Annotated in this window: 9 protein-coding genes; 4 read left to right on the top strand and 5 right to left on the bottom strand. The window is 44.1% G+C overall.

Features of this window, described 5'->3' with window-relative positions; all coding sequences use genetic code 11:
- Window positions 1-44 precede the first annotated feature (44 nt).
- From AC0YN6_RS02515 to AC0YN6_RS02505, 3 genes are all read left to right on the top strand, one after another.
- Window positions 45-1,355 (top strand): MFS transporter, encoded by a 1,311-nt coding sequence (locus tag AC0YN6_RS02515; protein WP_475744877.1) that lies wholly within the window; start codon window positions 45-47, stop codon window positions 1,353-1,355.
- 140 nt (window positions 1,356-1,495) lie between these two features.
- The gene (locus AC0YN6_RS02510; RefSeq protein ID WP_475744875.1) at window positions 1,496-1,978 is read left to right on the top strand and encodes a hypothetical protein; all 483 of its coding nucleotides are present in this window, start codon (window positions 1,496-1,498) and stop codon (window positions 1,976-1,978) included.
- 84 nt (window positions 1,979-2,062) lie between these two features.
- A complete protein-coding gene (locus tag AC0YN6_RS02505; protein ID WP_475745511.1) occupies window positions 2,063-2,575 on the top strand; it encodes a DUF3189 family protein in 513 nt (170 codons plus the stop codon).
- Window positions 2,576-3,799: 1,224 nt separating this feature from the next.
- Here AC0YN6_RS02505 and AC0YN6_RS02500 read toward each other — a convergent pair.
- Complete coding sequence (locus tag AC0YN6_RS02500; RefSeq protein WP_475744873.1) at window positions 3,800-10,204, bottom strand: sialidase domain-containing protein; 6,405 nt, start codon at window positions 10,202-10,204, stop codon at window positions 3,800-3,802.
- 285 nt (window positions 10,205-10,489) lie between these two features.
- Between AC0YN6_RS02500 and AC0YN6_RS02495 the strand changes: the two genes are divergently transcribed.
- Window positions 10,490-10,891, top strand: coding sequence for a VOC family protein (locus tag AC0YN6_RS02495; protein WP_475744871.1), 402 nt, complete (start codon window positions 10,490-10,492; stop codon window positions 10,889-10,891).
- A gap of 41 nt (window positions 10,892-10,932) precedes the next feature.
- On the opposite strand, the gene AC0YN6_RS02490 is transcribed toward AC0YN6_RS02495, so the two are convergent.
- The 4 genes from AC0YN6_RS02490 to AC0YN6_RS02475 are packed head-to-tail and all read right to left on the bottom strand — an operon-like array spanning window position 10,933 to window position 17,410.
- Window positions 10,933-12,759 (bottom strand): right-handed parallel beta-helix repeat-containing protein, encoded by a 1,827-nt coding sequence (locus AC0YN6_RS02490; RefSeq protein ID WP_475744869.1) that lies wholly within the window; start codon window positions 12,757-12,759, stop codon window positions 10,933-10,935.
- Entirely contained in the window at window positions 12,756-14,867 is a 2,112-nt protein-coding gene (locus tag AC0YN6_RS02485; protein ID WP_475744867.1) for an alpha-galactosidase, read from the bottom strand. The genes AC0YN6_RS02490 and AC0YN6_RS02485 overlap by 4 nt, the downstream gene beginning before the upstream one ends.
- 1 nt (window position 14,868) lies before the next feature.
- The gene (locus tag AC0YN6_RS02480) at window positions 14,869-17,148 is read right to left on the bottom strand and encodes a glycosyl hydrolase family 95 catalytic domain-containing protein (protein WP_475744865.1); all 2,280 of its coding nucleotides are present in this window, start codon (window positions 17,146-17,148) and stop codon (window positions 14,869-14,871) included.
- Window positions 17,138-17,410, bottom strand: coding sequence for a hypothetical protein (locus AC0YN6_RS02475; protein WP_475744863.1), 273 nt, complete (start codon window positions 17,408-17,410; stop codon window positions 17,138-17,140). The genes AC0YN6_RS02480 and AC0YN6_RS02475 overlap by 11 nt, the downstream gene beginning before the upstream one ends.
- Window positions 17,411-17,465 lie beyond the last annotated feature (55 nt).

The raw sequence follows: 17,465 nt of genomic DNA, 5'->3' as shown, positions 1-17,465 counted from the left end.
ATGAAAATTGGAATTATTAACAACTAGAAAGGTGGTTCTAAGCGATGACGCAGGAACCCCAGAGTACAACCGACAGAAGTAATCGTGCTTATGTCGATTCTGCAGACATGCAACGGAAGCTATATAAAAGATCCTTATTTGTAGTTGTTCTTTCGCAAATTTTTGGAGGTGCAGGACTTGCTGCCGGGGTTACGGTAGGCGCACTGCTTGCGCAGGATATGTTAGGCTCAGAAAGCTATGCAGGCATTCCCACCGCATTGCTTACGCTTGGCTCTGCTATTGCTTCTTTATTGGTGGGACGACTGTCACAACGGTATGGGCGCCGGTTGGGACTTTCCGGAGGATTTATAACCGGAGGACTTGGAGCGATCGGTGTCATAGCGGCCGCGCAAGTGAATAGTGTGGCGCTGTTGTTCGTATCGCTGCTTATCTATGGAGCAGGAACGGCAGCGAACTTGCAAGCGCGATATGCAGGAACAGATTTGGCAACGCCGAACCAGCGGGCCAAAGCTATTAGTATTGCGATGGTTTCGACTACATTCGGCGCTGTTGCTGGTCCAAATTCGGTTGAAATTACGGGCTGGTTTGCCACTGCAATCGGTCTTCCAGCCCTTACGGGTCCGTTTCTTTTAGCTGCCACGGCATTCATCTTGGCGGGTTTAGTCTTGTTGATCTTTCTCCGTCCTGATCCTTTGCTTGTCGCTAGAGGGCTAGCCACGAAAACCGCACAGCGTCCACTGGCAGTCGAAAATAAGGAATCAGGCCTTAATTACAACAGAGGTTTGGTTGTAGGGGCAGCGGTAATGGTTTTGACGCAAATAGTCATGGTTGCGATTATGACAATGACGCCGATACACATGAAACATCATGGTCATAGCCTAGGAGACGTAGGATTAGTTATAGGTATCCATATAGGTTCGATGTATTTCCCCTCACTTATAACAGGCTTTTTAGTTGATAAGATTGGTCGTTATGCCATGTCAATTGCTTCAGGGGCGGTTCTACTGCTAGCAGGTATTGTGGCGGCGATAGCTCCTCCAGATTCGATGCTGGTACTCATCGTTGCTCTTTCATTGTTGGGGCTCGGCTGGAATTTCGGCTTAATCAGCGGTACCGCAATCATTGTAGATGCAACTGATCCAACAACGCGTGCAAAAACTCAGGGAACCATTGATGTGTTAATTGCACTAGCTGGGGCCTCGGGTGGAGCACTGTCCGGTATGGTTGTATCACATTCAAGTTATGCAACCCTTTCGCTTGCTGGCGGTGGACTTGCACTTTTACTTATTCCAGTCGTTATATGGTCACGAAGCAAACGAAATGTAACATCATCGCAAAATATTCCGTTTAACTAACGGGAAACTTTCGGAGGGAGACCTCTCTGCAGGCTGACTGCGGGGAGGTTTTTTTTCATTTTTTGCCTACTCATGTTATTAAGCTAAGCAACTTATTAAACATTGATTTCGTTCTAAAACATACGAAGGAGGTTGCTTTTATGAAACATTCTGTTTTAGTTAGTTTATTAGTCATAATAATTACAATTGTTGGATGTCAAAATAACACTGAGACGATGCCAAAAGCTAAGATGTTCAGTATTAAAGTAGATACGCTTAAAGATGTACAAGCCGATAAACTTTTTATCGTTAATGGTTCGTTGGTCAATAATTCCAACAGTTCTTGGAAAGTAGAGCATGGTGCGGATATGTTCACTTATGACGTTTATGATAAGAAAGGTGAACTTGTCCTGCAAGATGTAAAGGAGCGATCTGTTAATGCCATCGGATTCGTGGTTACATTGAAGCCGAATGACTCTTATAGTTACGATGGAGAGGAGCATGTTTTCCCAAAATATAATGAGCTCACGTTACAAGCAGGAAGCTATGAAATCGTATCAAAAGCAAAATTCAGAATTAAACATGAGGGCAAAGAGTTTGACTTTGAAATCGAATCAACACCTTTCGAAATCAAAGTTTCGTAAATTATGAGCTAAAGATAATCAACCGATTAGAAGCTGGAATGAATGACCATAATAGCTATAGATAAAAATATAAGGGATGATATCATGATTTATATCTATAATGACTATGGTGGGACTCATACAACTGCTCTGGCAGCTGCCTATCATTTAAAAGAAATTACGCAATCAGAACGAAAACTAACTAAAGAAGAAATATTAAATGTTAACTATTTCAATAAATTAACTAAAGAAGATTCGGGAAAAATCATTTTTCACGGGATAGATGAAAATGGAGATTCGGTATATACAATAGGACGGAGATCCTCCAAATTTGTTGTTCCCGCATTAAAAAACTTAAGCGTATTACTACAAAGCAAACATCATTTTCATGAAAAAATAATATTCTCTAATACGTCACCAACAGTTCCGTTCGTCATGTCAATTGGGGGTTTTTTCTCAAGAGGATTAAAAATTGATTTTATAGGTGTACCGTTATTAGTTATAGGTGCAAAACAATGTTGTGATAATATTTTTCGGTTGGTTGAAAATACGAAACAAATAGGGAAGTCCACAAATGAGCAAAAAGTTATTATTTTGGAAAATGAAACCTATAAGTAATAATTTTTATGTTCTTGAACAGATTCATCAACTCATAGCCAATGTAACATCTGAGATGTCACTGATTTATGCAAGAAAAAATCAAAAAGAATTTAAAACGAAAAGAGATTGATCTTCAGATTGTTGATGATCAGCGTTTGTTATATGATAAATGAAGGTAGGATTCGGTTAGTGGTACAGAATATTAGGTTATTAAAGAGATGTTTCCGCTTTATTGACATATGTACAAAATACGAGTTTTGTGAAGAAGTATAGCCGTAAAGGAAATACCATTAACCTCAAGTTCTTTAAACTCATGTTCGATGATACAAAAACATTTGCACTTTCACAAGTACTTCCTTTGTGCCCATATCGCTAATATAAATCCCCATTCTCATCGATTAATATCTTTCCAAATAAAAATGTCTTTTTTATTTCGAATTCATTAACCCAATTTAATCTATCGATCATATTATTCAATTGATCAATAACTCACAATTGTTGAAAAATACTATGAAAATGATATTTCAAGCACTCATCGCAATATTTTAAGTATTTACTAAAATGATCAAGAGGTTTTCGTTCGTCAAAAAATAATGAATTACATACTTTTTTTACAAACTCTCTTTGCTTCTTAATTTTTAATGTTGTATAGTCCATTAATTCTTATATTTAGAAGCATGTGTTATTGTCTTTTGATTACGCAAAGCATCAATCCCAAATTATCGAATTATATCTACACTTCAATTTGGTTAGCCATTTTAATTTTTTTCAATTATTTACAGTTTCATTTATTCACAGTATAGATTCGTGCGGATGAACTCACTCTTCCCTCTAACATATTTTGTTAGAATTTTCTGACGAGTCTGAAGCTACGGCTATTTCATTATTCCAGATATTCCTCTACTCCCTTCGTTTTTTCGATGCTATTAATATCCGTTTTATCTATTTTATTTCACAATTGAGAACGACCTTGTTTTCACATTCTAATCCAGATTGTATCCCTCCTAATAAGAGCGTAAAAGAACCAAGCTCCGTAATTTTGAATAAACTTAATTTTCCTCAATTTTTTGTTATCCGTAAGTTTTGGAGAAATCCCTTAAAGCTAGGGTTTTAAACCAAAAACTTACGGATGATGTTTTTGAAGTTCAGATTACTTTAATCCTCACAAGGATATTGCCATATAGTAACTTGTTGCTCCCTTCCGTTTATAGAATCCCTCTCGTTTTGGGGTCCAATCTTGACTTATTCAATCAGCATTTTGGCTACCATGACCAGGTCGTCGAGATTAATGTGGTTGTCACCGGTGACGTCTGCCTGCTTCACAGCTTCCCAATCCGGGCTTCCCTCATCTTTGCCGTAGTGCGCCGCAATCATCGCCAAGTCGCCGATCGACACTTTGCCGTCTTCGTTCACGTCACCCGGAATGCCTGCTGGCAACGTCTTCACCACAACGTCTATGACGGAAACGGCCGCTTGCGTCTCATGACCTTCCGCATCGCCAAGCACAGCTGCAGTAACTGCAATACGGACCGTTGTTTGCTGTGCCGCCGCTTTCGCCTTGAAGATCAGCTCAAGCACGTCGGCGCTGCCAGTAATGGCATGGTCCGCGCCTTGGCTTGCCACAATGAACCGCAGCTTGCCGGATGGGTCCGCAACTGTCTTCACTAGACTGATGCCGTCTCGCGCTGCTTGAGCGGATACGAATTCCATCACCGCCGGATCAAACTCGACCTTCAAATCCTGGCCGTACACAGCTTGCGTGACGCCTGACAAGCCGAGCTTCAATGCAAACGTCTGGCCGGCGAGTACGGATTCCGGTCCTGTCCATACAGTGGCATTCACTGCGGGCCTGTTTGTTACCGTTACGATCGCTTTAGCCGTCAGGTTCCCCTCGGCAGTTGTTACAGTAATTTCGGCAGTGCCCGCCTTCAGCGCCGTAATAATGGCTTTACCTGCTGCAACGTCCACTTTGGCTACTGTGATGTCGCTGCTTGACCAGCTAACGTTTTTGTTCGCAGCATTAGCCGGTTGGACCGTAGCGGTAAGCTCGGCTGTCGCACCTTCCTGCAGCGCAAGCTCCAACTTATCCAGCAGCACGCCTGTGACCGGAGCGTTAATGGCTACATAGGCATCATTCAGCGTAAACAGTTTATTTTGCCCTTTCACCTTCACTTTGACTTGAATCGTATACCCGGATGCTTGCGGAAGACCGCTAAAGAGAAGTGAACCTTGCAAATTGCGCGTCTCCGTTACAGCAATGCCCTGCGCTCCAAGTGCAATTGAGGCTGAAACTTTCTCCACCGCATTAGCGCCGCCGGCGGCGGCAACGATGGACGGCACCGAAATCGCAATCGTATTCGCATCGGTAACAGTCGCCTCAGGCGCTGCATTTAATGCTTCAACAGCCGGAGCTGCTGTATAACGCAGATTGGAAATGGCACTGTTTGGATCGTTCATGCCAAGCATCTTGAATATGGCGTACGCCATATGCGTCGAACCGATATAATTCGGATGAATATTGTCATTTAACCAGATAGATTTAAGGTGACTTTCTTTAGCTTCCGCTTCCGTCCAATATTGGTAATGGTCGACAAGCAATACCTGCTCCTCTCGGGCCAATTTTCGAATCACATCCATATAAGCCGGAAGATTGGCATATCGAACCCCATCGGCAGGCTTCACCGTGTTAATCGTTTGAAGAACGGGAATCGCCCCAATGGTTTTGACTCTGCTGACGGCTATCCGAAGATTCTCTTCATACTCGGCGAGCGGCACGAGGCTGGTATCATTCATGCCAAAAGCTAAAAACACGACATCGGGCTTGTTTCCAGTAATCCAACGGTCAAAGTTGGCAAGGAGATCGCGGGAAGTCATGCTCGAAACCCCGGTGTTCAAGACGAAATCACTCGCTCTTACCGGATTGCCCGCTGCCAGCTCCCCTCTGATCCGCTCGCCGAAAAGTTCAACAAAAGACTTATACCCTTTCGTATGCAAAGCGCCGTGTGTAATGCTGTCCCCGCTAAAGAGCCACGTTAACGGCTTGCTGCCGTTTACAAGCGCTGCGATTTCAGCCGGCATGCCGGACTCGGCAGGCTTTACCACGTGAATATACGTCGGATTGACATGCACAACTTTGTTTTCAGCGGAAACTTGCGCTTTAACTGTCAATACATAAGGCTTACCTGGCTCGATGCTGCCCATATCGACGACACCTGTTAAATCGGCAGTTTCTCTGCTATACCGGCTCTGCCCGTCTCCGGTCTCTAAAGTGACGACCGCTTTCGTCACTTTGGCCACTCCTTGCAGCGTCTCGGCAACATTAACTCGCAAATGCCCGTCAGTCTCCGTGAAGACGATATTCTTATCCACATACTGCTGGGCAGGCTCCTTCACATCCGTGAAGCCCGTAATTCCCCATGTATATCCGCTGCCGCCTACACCCACAAGCGTCATCAGCTCTTTGGCCAGCCGCAGGTGACCGAGCTCGTTCGGGAGCTTTCCGCCCGGTGCAGTCAAGCTAGACAAGTCGGTGTATGCTTTCCATGTATCGAAATGGTTGGCAAGCACGATATTCTTTTCTAGAGCAACAGCTTTAACCGCCTCGACATACGGTGTAATCTTCGCAGCAAAAGTCGAATCCGTCGGATAAATAGCGGTTTGCAGCACAGGCACTGTGCCATATTGTTTAATTTGATCGACTAACGTGCTAACTCTTGTTTTGAACTCGGCAATCGGAGTCTCTTTAGCAGCGTCCCCCATGCCGAGCATGACAAACACAGTCTTCGGCTGTAAATCTCGCACGCGCTGGTTAAAGTCAGTCATAAGTTCAGCTGCAGTGCTGCCTGACATCCCTGTGTTAAACACAAAGTTGTTCCGTCTGATCGCACCGGCTGTCCCTGCGCCGCTGGTAATTTCCCAGCGTATTCTTTCCTCGAAATGCTGCGTGTAAGTTCTGTACCCACCGGCCTGTCCGGCAGCATACGTAACGTCGTCGCCCGTAAATACGAAAGTGGCAGGCTCACTCGTCGTTTGAATATACGCCTTAATCTTGTTCAGGTCCGGATTCTCCGGCGGAATGTCCGCGTTGGCGGTAAGTGCGGATAAGTCATTATCGCCGAGCTTGACGTCATACACTTCAATTCGCTCGATATCCCCTTTGTAATACCACTCAGGAGTGCTCTTGTTATCCCGGTTGGCACCGACTAGCAGCGAATTCAGGCTCGGAATCGCGCTGGAGAAGTTGAACCCTGCGGCCGTTCCAATCTTTTGGCCGTCCACATAGAACTCCGTTGATGTGCCGTCGATGCTTACCGCAACCTTATGCCAGACACCGTCGTTATAATTGACGCTGTTCGTGCTCGTAAAGCGTGCGATATAAGTGCCGTTTGCCGCAAAGGCAGCCGTCTCTCTCGCTTCGAAATACAGCTTGCCGCTATTTATCGCTACGGTCATGTTGGAGGCGTCTGCAGCGGAATTGGATAGGCTCATTATGCTTCTCGCGTTGCCGCCGTCTGTGAGCTTGAATTTGGCAAACAGCGTACCCTGCCGCAAGTCCTTCACTTTCGTTATTTCGCTGGTTAGATCGACGACATCGCTCGTGCCGTTAAACGTGCTATTTACAGTTTGAGCAATGACAGGCTTCATGACCGCTGTCGCCGCCAATGCCTGTACTTCGGTCATCGTACCGCTATAAAAATCTACATAGTCGATATCGCCTGCTTGGTAATAATCGTGACCTGCTGTCGAGTTAGAAGCGATCGATCTGCCGATGTTTGCACGATTCGCTCCGGTTAAATGATTGAAAAAGATTTTGTTCGCATGTTTTAGCTGTTTTTTTCCATCGAGGTAGATGGCCGTGCCGCTGTCATTGGTCACAACCGCGACAATGTGCCATAGCCCGTCATTGATTGGCTCTGTCAGCGGTACTTGCTGATCGCTGGCAATTGGGCTTACGTTGCTGCTCGTTACCGAAAAGAACAGCTTGCCGTTTTTGACCGCCAGCGTGGAATGGGTATTATATTTCACTTTGGTGCTGTCGGACAGCGCAAATATCGTATTGATACCAGAAGCGTCTGTCGTTTTGAACTTGGCGATGATTGCTCCCGAAGACAACCCTTTAATCGGATCGACATCCGCGCTAATATCAGTATGAACGAGTGAGCCGTTCATGCCGTTATCATTCGGATACGTTTGGCTAATCGGGTAGCTCAACACTCGTGTTAATGCTTCCGCATTTTCAGCAGCCGTTACCGTACCCTTCAGCTTGTTTTCGTCTGCCTGCGAAAGCAGCGTTTGTCCATAAACGTTATAGATGTTCAAGTTTTGCGCAAATGCGGCAGCGAGTGGATAAGAGCCTACGGCCAGCTCCGGGAACGATCCTTCGAACACAAACTCCGTTCCTTCTTTGTTTTGGCTTGCCAATTGGAACGTAATGTCTTTGCCGCCGATTGTGCCCCTGAGGCTTCTGTCGCCGCTCAGCATCACATATTTGTCGAATACGGTTTTGATCCGCAGCTTCTCGCCTGCTGTATAGCCGTCCGGTTTAGACGTGTCGACTGCGATGGACAGCTGCTTCGGCATAGGCTTCGATCCTTCGCGCTGCCATTTGAGATATTCGACATTAAATTTAATAAAGCTCATGTTCGTATTGTCGGTCCCTTCATAAAATAGCCCGATATCGCCGTTCGCCAAGTTGGCGAGGCTGGAATAAGCATAATGGCCTTCTTTAACGACCTGCGAGTATTTCCAGTCGAATGTATAGTTCGTTCGGCCGTTCGGATGCGTACCGTTCTCTTGAATGAGTCCGACCTTGACCGTTCCGTTAATCCGGCTTGACGAATTGCCCGGGCTGGCGAATATGACCGCCTCTTTGCCGTCAATCAGTCCATTGTAGCGAATGGCCGTCATTTGGCAATACGCAGCGACAAGCCCCCGCTCGGTAACGACCTGGGCATCCCAAGTTTGGCCTCCGTCAAAGCTGGTGGCAATTTGCGCATAGCCGGAATAGTTTCTCATGAATAGCTTGAGCTGTCCATCCGGCATTTCGATAACTTGCGATTCGGTAATTTCATGGGATGAACTTGTGAAGTTTTTTTCTTGAATCGTTACGCCGCCGCCGACATCCCGTCCCTCATTCGGGGATTCGCCGCGATGCCACGTCTGGCCGTGGTCGTCACTGTAAATGATGGCGCTCGCCTGCTTATTGTTATCGTTCAAAAAATAGACGGGAAACACGAGTCTGCCTTTATTAGCGCCTTGTGTCAGCTGAATGCCTGTACCCGGTCCCGTACCGAGAAAAATCATCCACTCCTCTTTGGCATCATCGTTCAAGTCGATCGGACCTGTCCACGTCGCCCCTTCGTCATCGCTGTAATACAGCTCCAGATAAGAGGTTTTATGCGCTTTTAAGGGTGAGTTTTGGCCGAAAACGTTCCCAACCTTGACGCCGCTTTTATACAGGTTTCTTTTAATATCGACCGTATAGTCGGTGAGCGTCCCTGCAGCGTTGTACACCTTACCTTCTTCTCTGATCGTATACTCGCTGCCCGAAGTGTCAGTCAAATACAAATATTTTTTACCGTCGATCGTTCTGAACCCAGTGCCTTTGAAGGCGTTGTTGCCGAAGCCGCCGATCAGCCCGCCGCCATGCGGGAAACCGTCTACCAATGAGAAAATGCGGCCCGTTTCGCGGTCCTGCAGCAGCTCCTGGTCAATGTTTGAAGCTTGATCGGGATAATCGTTAACGACGATGCCGTTTGTTTCCCACGTATTGCCATTGTCGAAGCTTCTTCTGATGACGGCATCGATATTGTTGGGGGAATCGCCGCCATGAGGAACCCTGCGGTCAATTCCGGCGATCAATGTCCCGTCTTTCGTATAAAGCATCGCAGGAATTCGGTAATTGTTCGATCCCATGAAACCTGGCGTAAAAATGTGCGAAGGCTCCGTAATTTCAGCCCCATCCGGCATCGGATTGACGATAGGCTCTGTCTTGGTGATCGCCGTGGCGTCAATCAAAGCTTGATCGGTCAGCGGCTTACCGTAAACCTCGGCAAAGTCGATGTCACCGGAAAACGGATACTGGTTCGAACCGGCCGTTCTTTCCGTGCGTCCCAGTTGCGCGCTGTTCGGCGCGTATATTTGGCTCAAAAACTTCCGCTCGCTAGCAGTGTCCTGCTTGACCAATTTGCCATCAAGGAAAAATTTATACCCAGCCGCTTTGTCCATAACCATGGCCACGGTATGAACTTCATTATCCTTCAGGACAATGGAATCCGTTTTGACATGCGTATTCACCTTCGTCTTTCCGGGCTCCGCGTAACGGTTCTCGATGCCGATGGCAGACGGTGTTATATAAAGGTGGAAATGTCCGTCCGGCAATGTGCTGTTGCTTAGCGAGAACAGAGACATGACCGAAGAACCAGTGTGGCGGAATCTGACGATGATCGTGCCTTCTTCCAACACTTTAAGCGCATTGATTTTGTCGTTCAGATTCGTATAGTTGTTCGCCGATATTTGTTGATTGTCCACTCTAAGCACTAGGCTGGGATCCAATCCCTCCACAATCGGCTGAGCTGCGGTGTGGCCCGCCGGGAACATGAGCACGAGCAGGGCAACCACAAGCAATATAGAAGTTACTTTTCTCAATCTGACAACATCTCCTTTTTAACTGAGTTCTTTTTCAACCCCATTCCTTATATTTGCGAAACTACAGCCCCCTTGATCATTTTCTAAACGAAACCGCTATTTGATAGCGCTTTCATCACTACCACTATAATAAGAGGTGGCCTTGCTTTATTAAATCCCTCTCGTTTTACTTTTAGGGGCTCAATCTTGACCAATTTCGGCTGCAGACTTTATAAGATTCGCTTCTGCTGCCAGAAGTAGAGTATAGTAGGAGTAGTTGAGAATATATTCTAGGAGGGTACAGCCATGTCACAGGAGATTTGGATTAACTTGCCGGTCAAAGATGTTGAGAGGTCAACTGCTTTTTTCAATGAGATTGGATTCCATGCGGTGAGCGTTGGTAACGAGAGAGCCAAGCTTGCCATAGGCCAAACAACGATTATGCTGTTCCCGGATGCGGCGTTTGAGAAATTTACAGGTTCAAAAACCGCAGATACTTCCCATAGCGCAGAAGTAATATTTTCCATTGGCGCTGATAGCAGAGAAGAAGTAGATGCCTTTATTCAAAAAGTAGAGTTTGCCGGTGGAAGCATCTTTGGCAAGCCGAGTGAAATTGACGGCTGGATGTACGGTGCAGGATTTGCCGACCTGGACGGTCACCGCTGGAACCTGCTGTACATGGATGAGAGCAAAATGCCGAAACGCTAATATGAAAACGCCGGTCACCTGTTTAAGGTTACCGGCGTTTTTTATACTCCATTTAATCTCATATCTGTCAATTCCTTTACATTCTCCAATGGCATCGACTCAACTAATAAGTTCTTGTTGATCCCTTCCCCTATAAATCTATTACCGACAATAGTCACTTCACTGCATGCCATTAGTTTAATAATAGGAGTTTCATTTATATTGTGATTTTTTGCTGCAGAGATTTCATTATTGTTAAAGCTTAAATGATGTGTACTTTTAGCAGAAAGGATCGAAGAATCTTTTAATTGAATGATATTACTTTCGATATGAATGTTGCTGTGAACAGGAAATTCCACACTTACCTCGTTATTCTCAGGTGCGATGTAAATGACAGGATTTTGACAATCGCCGCATTCAATAAATTGGTTGCCGCGAATGGTTACATCCTTCACCATGCCGGACTCATACCAGCTTTCTGCATCATCCGCAATTAAAATTGCACTCATCTGCATTCGTTCAAAAACATTGTCCTCGATCATAATTCTTCGTCTAGTAGATACAAGTACTCCGCGTGTCGGAATGCGAGCAAAATAATTATTCCTAATCTCAACTTCCGGTGTCCAAGTCACGTTCTCGATCACATCATTTATTGCGATTAAATCTTGTATAGGCTGCTCTAAAGTTAGTAGTATATCTCTTAGATTTATTAATTCTACTGCCTTCACCGTATTACCAGCATATGGAATTAACGTGCTCGCACGAACGAAATCAATCGCATCACCTGGGAAAAAGGCATCGAACCCATAGCTTTGTCCATGCATAAACCTTACTAGCACTTGATTCGGAGCTGGTTGTTCAATAATACGCAAATGAGTGCCATGGACATTGATCGCATCATCATGTGCCCCTTCAAAATGACTATTGAAGATTGCTACTTTTCCGCTACAGCCTGAAAAATGCATGAAATCAGCAAAAGCTGCAGCTGTTCGCCCAGTTTCTGGGCGTGGTGACATATTTATATTGTCAAAAGTCAGGTTGCTGCTATATTGGCATACGATCCCTAATCCATGCATATAATGCATGCCTACATTATTCCATTTCGTGTTTAGACTTTTGTGAATGAACACCCCAACTTGATCACGGATACCGTCACGCATTTGCAGTATTCTTCCAGGGACTATTGCTGGTGCAGATTTGTAATAAAACCGCAACAAAAAAGGGTCCAATTCTACAACATGAGTAGCCATTTCCACCACATTTTCGATACGGCAAGTTGTATTTGTAAGCGGATCATATTGTTGCATAGGCCCTTTATGGAAGCGCCATCCTTCACCAATCCAATTCAATTTTCCGTTATCAATCTCATAGCGTGAAGTAGGGTGAACTTTAATATCCATATAGTTGCTTCCAACAACCTCTACAGTCATTTCCGCCATAGTAGGCTGCTCATAATCGGTATTTATATTACAAATTTCGACATTCTCACAACGATCCAATACGATCATCGTTTGTTTGCCATGAAATACGAATAATGATCCGTTGCCTTCTACAATGACATTGTTCATGTCTTGCAAGAAAATACCGATTGTTTTCACAACATCGGCATTTTCTTCTTCACTCGTTGTATTAGATATATAAAAAGGCACTTTAGCTGCATGTTCTGGATAAAAATCATATCGTCCACTCGGGAAGTTAAGCAATACTGGGCCCTCTATTTGCGCTATCGCCTCAACTGCACGCTGCATTGCTTTTACCGTATCTTCCCCTGAATCAGGCTTCGCCCCGAATTCCGTCATACATATGATATATTGCTCCGAGTCTATTTTCACTTCTGGAGTTTGCACAATCCCACCATCCTTATCCTTGACAGTAACTTTCCCTCTCACTGAACCGCCTTGTGAATGCGGATAACCGTACTTTGAAAATCCCCTTTGAGTTCGATCTTAATACCGATTTTCATTAACACCATTCCACTTAGAGCTTGTTCTATACCTTCTACTTGATAAAGTGTCTTGTCATCGAGCCCCTGCAAACGAATTCGAGGAAGCTCATTAGCAAAGTTATTCGAATGTAAAAAGGCAAACATAACCGCTTCTACTTGGCTGGCATCTACATACATCACGGATGCCAAATTACTTTCTCTAACAGAAAGAAGTCTGTACTGGTTACCATGCTGAACAATTGGTCTAATTTCTTTATATAGTTGGATCCATTGTTTCGCTTCTTCACTTTCAGCGTCGCTCCACTCCAACAAGTTAGCTCCAATACCCAAATTGCCCATCATTGCACTATGAAATCGATACGCCAATGAAAGCTTTCTGTTATTTACCCAGTTCACTTCATCTGAAACCCATGCTTCCATAATTTTGGCACAATAAGCATAGGAAAAGCCTTCTTGAATTCGTAATCTGTCAAACGCATCCGTATTATCGCTCGGCCACACTTGATCAAAATATTGCAAAATTCCCATATCAACGCGACCACCACCACCAGAGCAAGATTGGAAGATGACCATTGGATGCTTAAGCTTAAGCTTTTCTACGATTTCGTAAACACCTAAAGCGTGTCGTACCCATATTTCCCTTTGTTCTTCTGGCAGTGCGGAAGGAAAACCTGGTTCACTGAAATTTCGATTCATATCCCACTTAATGAAAGCAATCGGATATTCCGAAAGAAGACGATCAATACAATCATAGAGATATTGCCTCACATCTGCTCTAGCTAGATTTAAGATGAGTTGATTTCTTATTTCAGTTCGTTCTCTCGTAGGAAAATGATAGACCCAATCCGGATGGGCACGGTAAAGGTCACTATCGGGATTTACCCCTTCTGGTTCGATCCATAATCCGAAATCCATCCCCAAATCATTCACTTTACTAATCATGCGCTGTAACCCATTGGGAAATTTTGCTGAATTAACGAACCAATCCCCTAATCCTGCTTTATCCGAATTGCGAGATCCAAACCAGCCATCATCGACAACAAACAATTCTACACCTAGCCCCGAGGCAATTTCCGCCAGCTTAATCTGTTGTTCTTCATTGACATCAAACCAAGTAGCATCCCATGAATTGTAAAGCACTTTACGCAGATTATATCTGTTCTCTACTGGCAGCACGTAGTTTCGCTGATAATTGTGAAGATTGCGGCTAGCTGCTCCAAACCCTTTGTTGACATATCCGACAATATACTTAGGTGCACTAAAACAATCACCTGGCTTCAAATTCCAAGCAAAATCAAAATCATTTACACCAGCGCTAATTTTCACCATATTAAATTTATCTTTTTCAATCACGATTTTCCAGTTTCCACTAAATGCTAACGCGCCAAAATATACTTCTCCATCATTTTCATCCGCTTTACCACCTCGATCTAGCATAAAAAAGGGATTTGCAAAGTGACTCGTCGTACCCCTTCGGCTTTCAAGAACAAGCTTCGTGTCTGGCAACATCACCCTATCTAATTGTGTATCAGCAGGCCATCGTCCTGTTAGATAAGTTAAACGATAATCTCGTTCCCTCGGCACATAGAAGGAGCCAGTCAATGCTTGCTCTAAAGTGATATTCGTCTCACCGTAATTGAAAATCTCGCTATACCGTTCAATGAGATCACAATCGGCGATCACCTTATAATATAGCCTCACCTCTAAAGAATAGCATGTATCCTTCAATATCAATAAGAGCATATTCTCCGATATTTCAAAATCAACAAAAGCCAATTGGACATCTCTAACATGATCATGAAATGTGACTTTCAAGCTGGGTTCCGTAAATTTTGCTTTCCCCCAGCCCATATACTCTTCTTCACTTATCTCACTTCCAACAGTATAGGGAAATGCCGCTATACTATTAGCACTAGCATAATCTGATAGATAAGGTAGCTTTTCTCCACAATAAATATGATTGATGGTGCCTAGCTCACTTAACCCTATTACATAAGCAATATGATCTCCTTCTAATACCCAAATATTTCTCGAGGCATCATGATGTATCATCTTATTTCCTCCTGCTCACTATTCGACAGGTCTCATCTTTCTGGAGTTCAATCGTAATAACGGATCCCACTGGACAATTCATTTCCGTACCTACCCCATCTGTTTCTAATGTTAATCTATCAGATCCAAATTGATTTTCTAGTTTAACAACGCCTGATAATTCCGCATAAAGCTCAACGTATTCAAGGTTCCCTGCAATAATTTTAGCGGAGACAAGGACGCCCATTTCCCCGCGGAATCTTTGAAATTCTGCTCCATTCTTCTGCCAAGCGCTCGGTATTGCTGGAAAGACTCGAATAATACCCACGTTGGTTTGCAGTAGCATTTCTTGCAGCGCATCAGCAGCAGCCATATTTCCTTCCAACGTAAACGGACGATAGTGAAATTGGGTTAATCCTGTTTTTTTGTAATCGCCATTCAGATGGAAGCCGTTCGGTGAACAAGTATGCTCCCAAAATTGTTGCAGATGATAGCGAGCAGCTACTCCGTTTCCTTGTCTAGTATATAATGCCGCCATCCATGCAAAAGAGTAGCCGACCCAATATGCTTTCCCCAACGTTTCTAGATGAAAAATTGTATCGTCAATGATTTTCTTTTCCATATTTGATCTTTCATATATAATCGTCTTCAGAGGATAGATCGACATCGCATGCGAGTGATGTCGATGACTTTCCGTTAAGTTTTCGTCGGGGCTAATCATTAACCCAGTTTCATTAACAGCTAGCTCGTCCAAATTGTTCAATATATTAGCCCACTTCGTCTGCTCATCTGCCTTATCTAGTAGTCCCGCCATTTGTTCCAAACGGGCAAATAAATATCTGAGTAATGACAAATCATAATTACTATTCGGCGTCAGCCATGCACTTAAGTCATCATCATGAATCTCCGGCGAACTAGAAATAGATAAACGCAGCTTGCCGTCCTCACCCGGATGAAGAAGTGATATTATGCAATCTGCTGTCTCTTGGAAATAAATATAGGCTTTGTTTTCAAGAAAGTCTCGATTGCCTGTATACAGCCAATAATGATCAAATGCTTGACATAACCAGATTTGATTCGTTGGGCTAAGCGAGTACATCGGCCAGCCACCTAATGGCTTTCCATCAATCGTCATGACGGACGGCAAGTTAATGCCTGGAGATTCGAAATAAGACATAGCAAAGTCGCGAGCTGCTGGTCTTAACTCCCATAGAAAATCAAGAAAACTTTCACCCTCTTCTAAGTGATTCGCTTTCAAATAATGCCAATAGCTTAATTCTGTATTTAGATCATGATGGTAGTCGCCCTTCCAAGGAGGCAGTAATCCTTCATCGGCTGTCCATACGCCCTGAAGCGGCATCGGAGGAGCACCTTTACGCGAGCAAGCCCCCAATAAGTAGTTCGACATATACCACTGTTTTTCAAACTCCAGTTCAGATAATGTCATGGCGCTTTTCTGCCAATAGTTCTCCCACCATGTCGCATGCGATGAATAGGCTTCAGTAAAGCCATTTTCAGTTGCTTCCCTTACTTTACGTATAGCCTGTTCAAGCCAATTCTCACCTTCCACATTAGCTGATATCGTGTATACCCATTCCATTTCACTTGTACTTATCTGCTTTTTTTCTACTACGATAGCATACTCCAACCCGTGATTCGTTTTCTGATGAAACCAAGTCGCCTCTCCGGAACTGTCAAATTTCGCTTTCGGATAACCGAGCGAAGCAAGCTGTAAATCTAGGGTAGAGCTTTGGTCTGCTCTTCCTTGGAACTCACCAGAGTAATCTGGAGGAACAAGCTGCAGATGAACTTGACTTGATTTATTTCCTATTAAGCGAATATATCCTAGCTCACTTTCTGCATGGAGAAATGTTTCTAATTGATATGTTTCTCCATCTACCACCCACTCGATATTAGCTGTCGCATCCTTTATATTTAAGCTACTTGTCATATGTTCAGCAGGAGAGCCGCAGTATAATTCAATACGTCCCGCGGGCAATTTCGTAGGGTTTGGATAGATGCTAAAAAAATCGCTAAATTTTCTCAAAATTTCAGGTTGATTTTTTTCTCTAATTAGCTCGTTCAGTCTGCGATACGTAAAATCGGTGTCCAAGACCTCAGGAGCCAATCTCGTATCCCATAAATCTCCGCGATCCAAACTAAGACGGATAGGGTCACCATTTCCCCAAACTAGGCAACCCATTAAGCCATTCCCCAATGGGAGAGCCTCATCCCAACGATCAATCGGTTCGTGAAATAATAGATTATGCTGTTCAGTTGGCATTTTTCGATTATTGTTCATCAATGTACACCTCATATGTCATGTTTTCCATAAATAGCTCCTTATCTAACTCAATCGCTGCTACACCTAAAATGATTTGTATTCGATCACTTTGAGCGAATTGTTCTGGTAATGACTCATATAAATCCCATGCCTCCAAAGCTTCAGCTTCCAACCCTTTTTCGTAAAGCATAACTCCATAATGTAAATACGCCGTCCAGGTTTGATTTTCCTTTTTTAATAAACTTTTATTTAACAATTCCATCCATTCATCCTGTACCATCCACGATGGTAACTCCCATAACTTGCGTGAAATCCCATGTTGTATGGGCAGGCAT

This window comes from Paenibacillus sp. J22P15 (genome assembly GCF_056269345.1).
This window is presented reverse-complemented; position numbering and strand designations above follow the sequence as displayed.

What these genes read in the sequence shown, in the direction of transcription:
- AC0YN6_RS02475 (WP_475744863.1), bottom strand. Translation starts at nt 17,410, where the DNA reads ATGGTACAGGATGAATGGATGGAATTGTTAAATAAAAGTTTATTAAAA.
- AC0YN6_RS02515 (WP_475744877.1), top strand. Translation starts at nt 45, where the DNA reads ATGACGCAGGAACCCCAGAGTACAACCGACAGAAGTAATCGTGCTTAT.
- AC0YN6_RS02480 (WP_475744865.1), bottom strand. Translation starts at nt 17,148, where the DNA reads ATGAACAATAATCGAAAAATGCCAACTGAACAGCATAATCTATTATTT.
- AC0YN6_RS02505 (WP_475745511.1), top strand. Translation starts at nt 2,063, where the DNA reads ATGATTTATATCTATAATGACTATGGTGGGACTCATACAACTGCTCTG.
- AC0YN6_RS02495 (WP_475744871.1), top strand. Translation starts at nt 10,490, where the DNA reads ATGTCACAGGAGATTTGGATTAACTTGCCGGTCAAAGATGTTGAGAGG.
- AC0YN6_RS02485 (WP_475744867.1), bottom strand. Translation starts at nt 14,867, where the DNA reads ATGATACATCATGATGCCTCGAGAAATATTTGGGTATTAGAAGGAGAT.
- AC0YN6_RS02510 (WP_475744875.1), top strand. Translation starts at nt 1,496, where the DNA reads ATGAAACATTCTGTTTTAGTTAGTTTATTAGTCATAATAATTACAATT.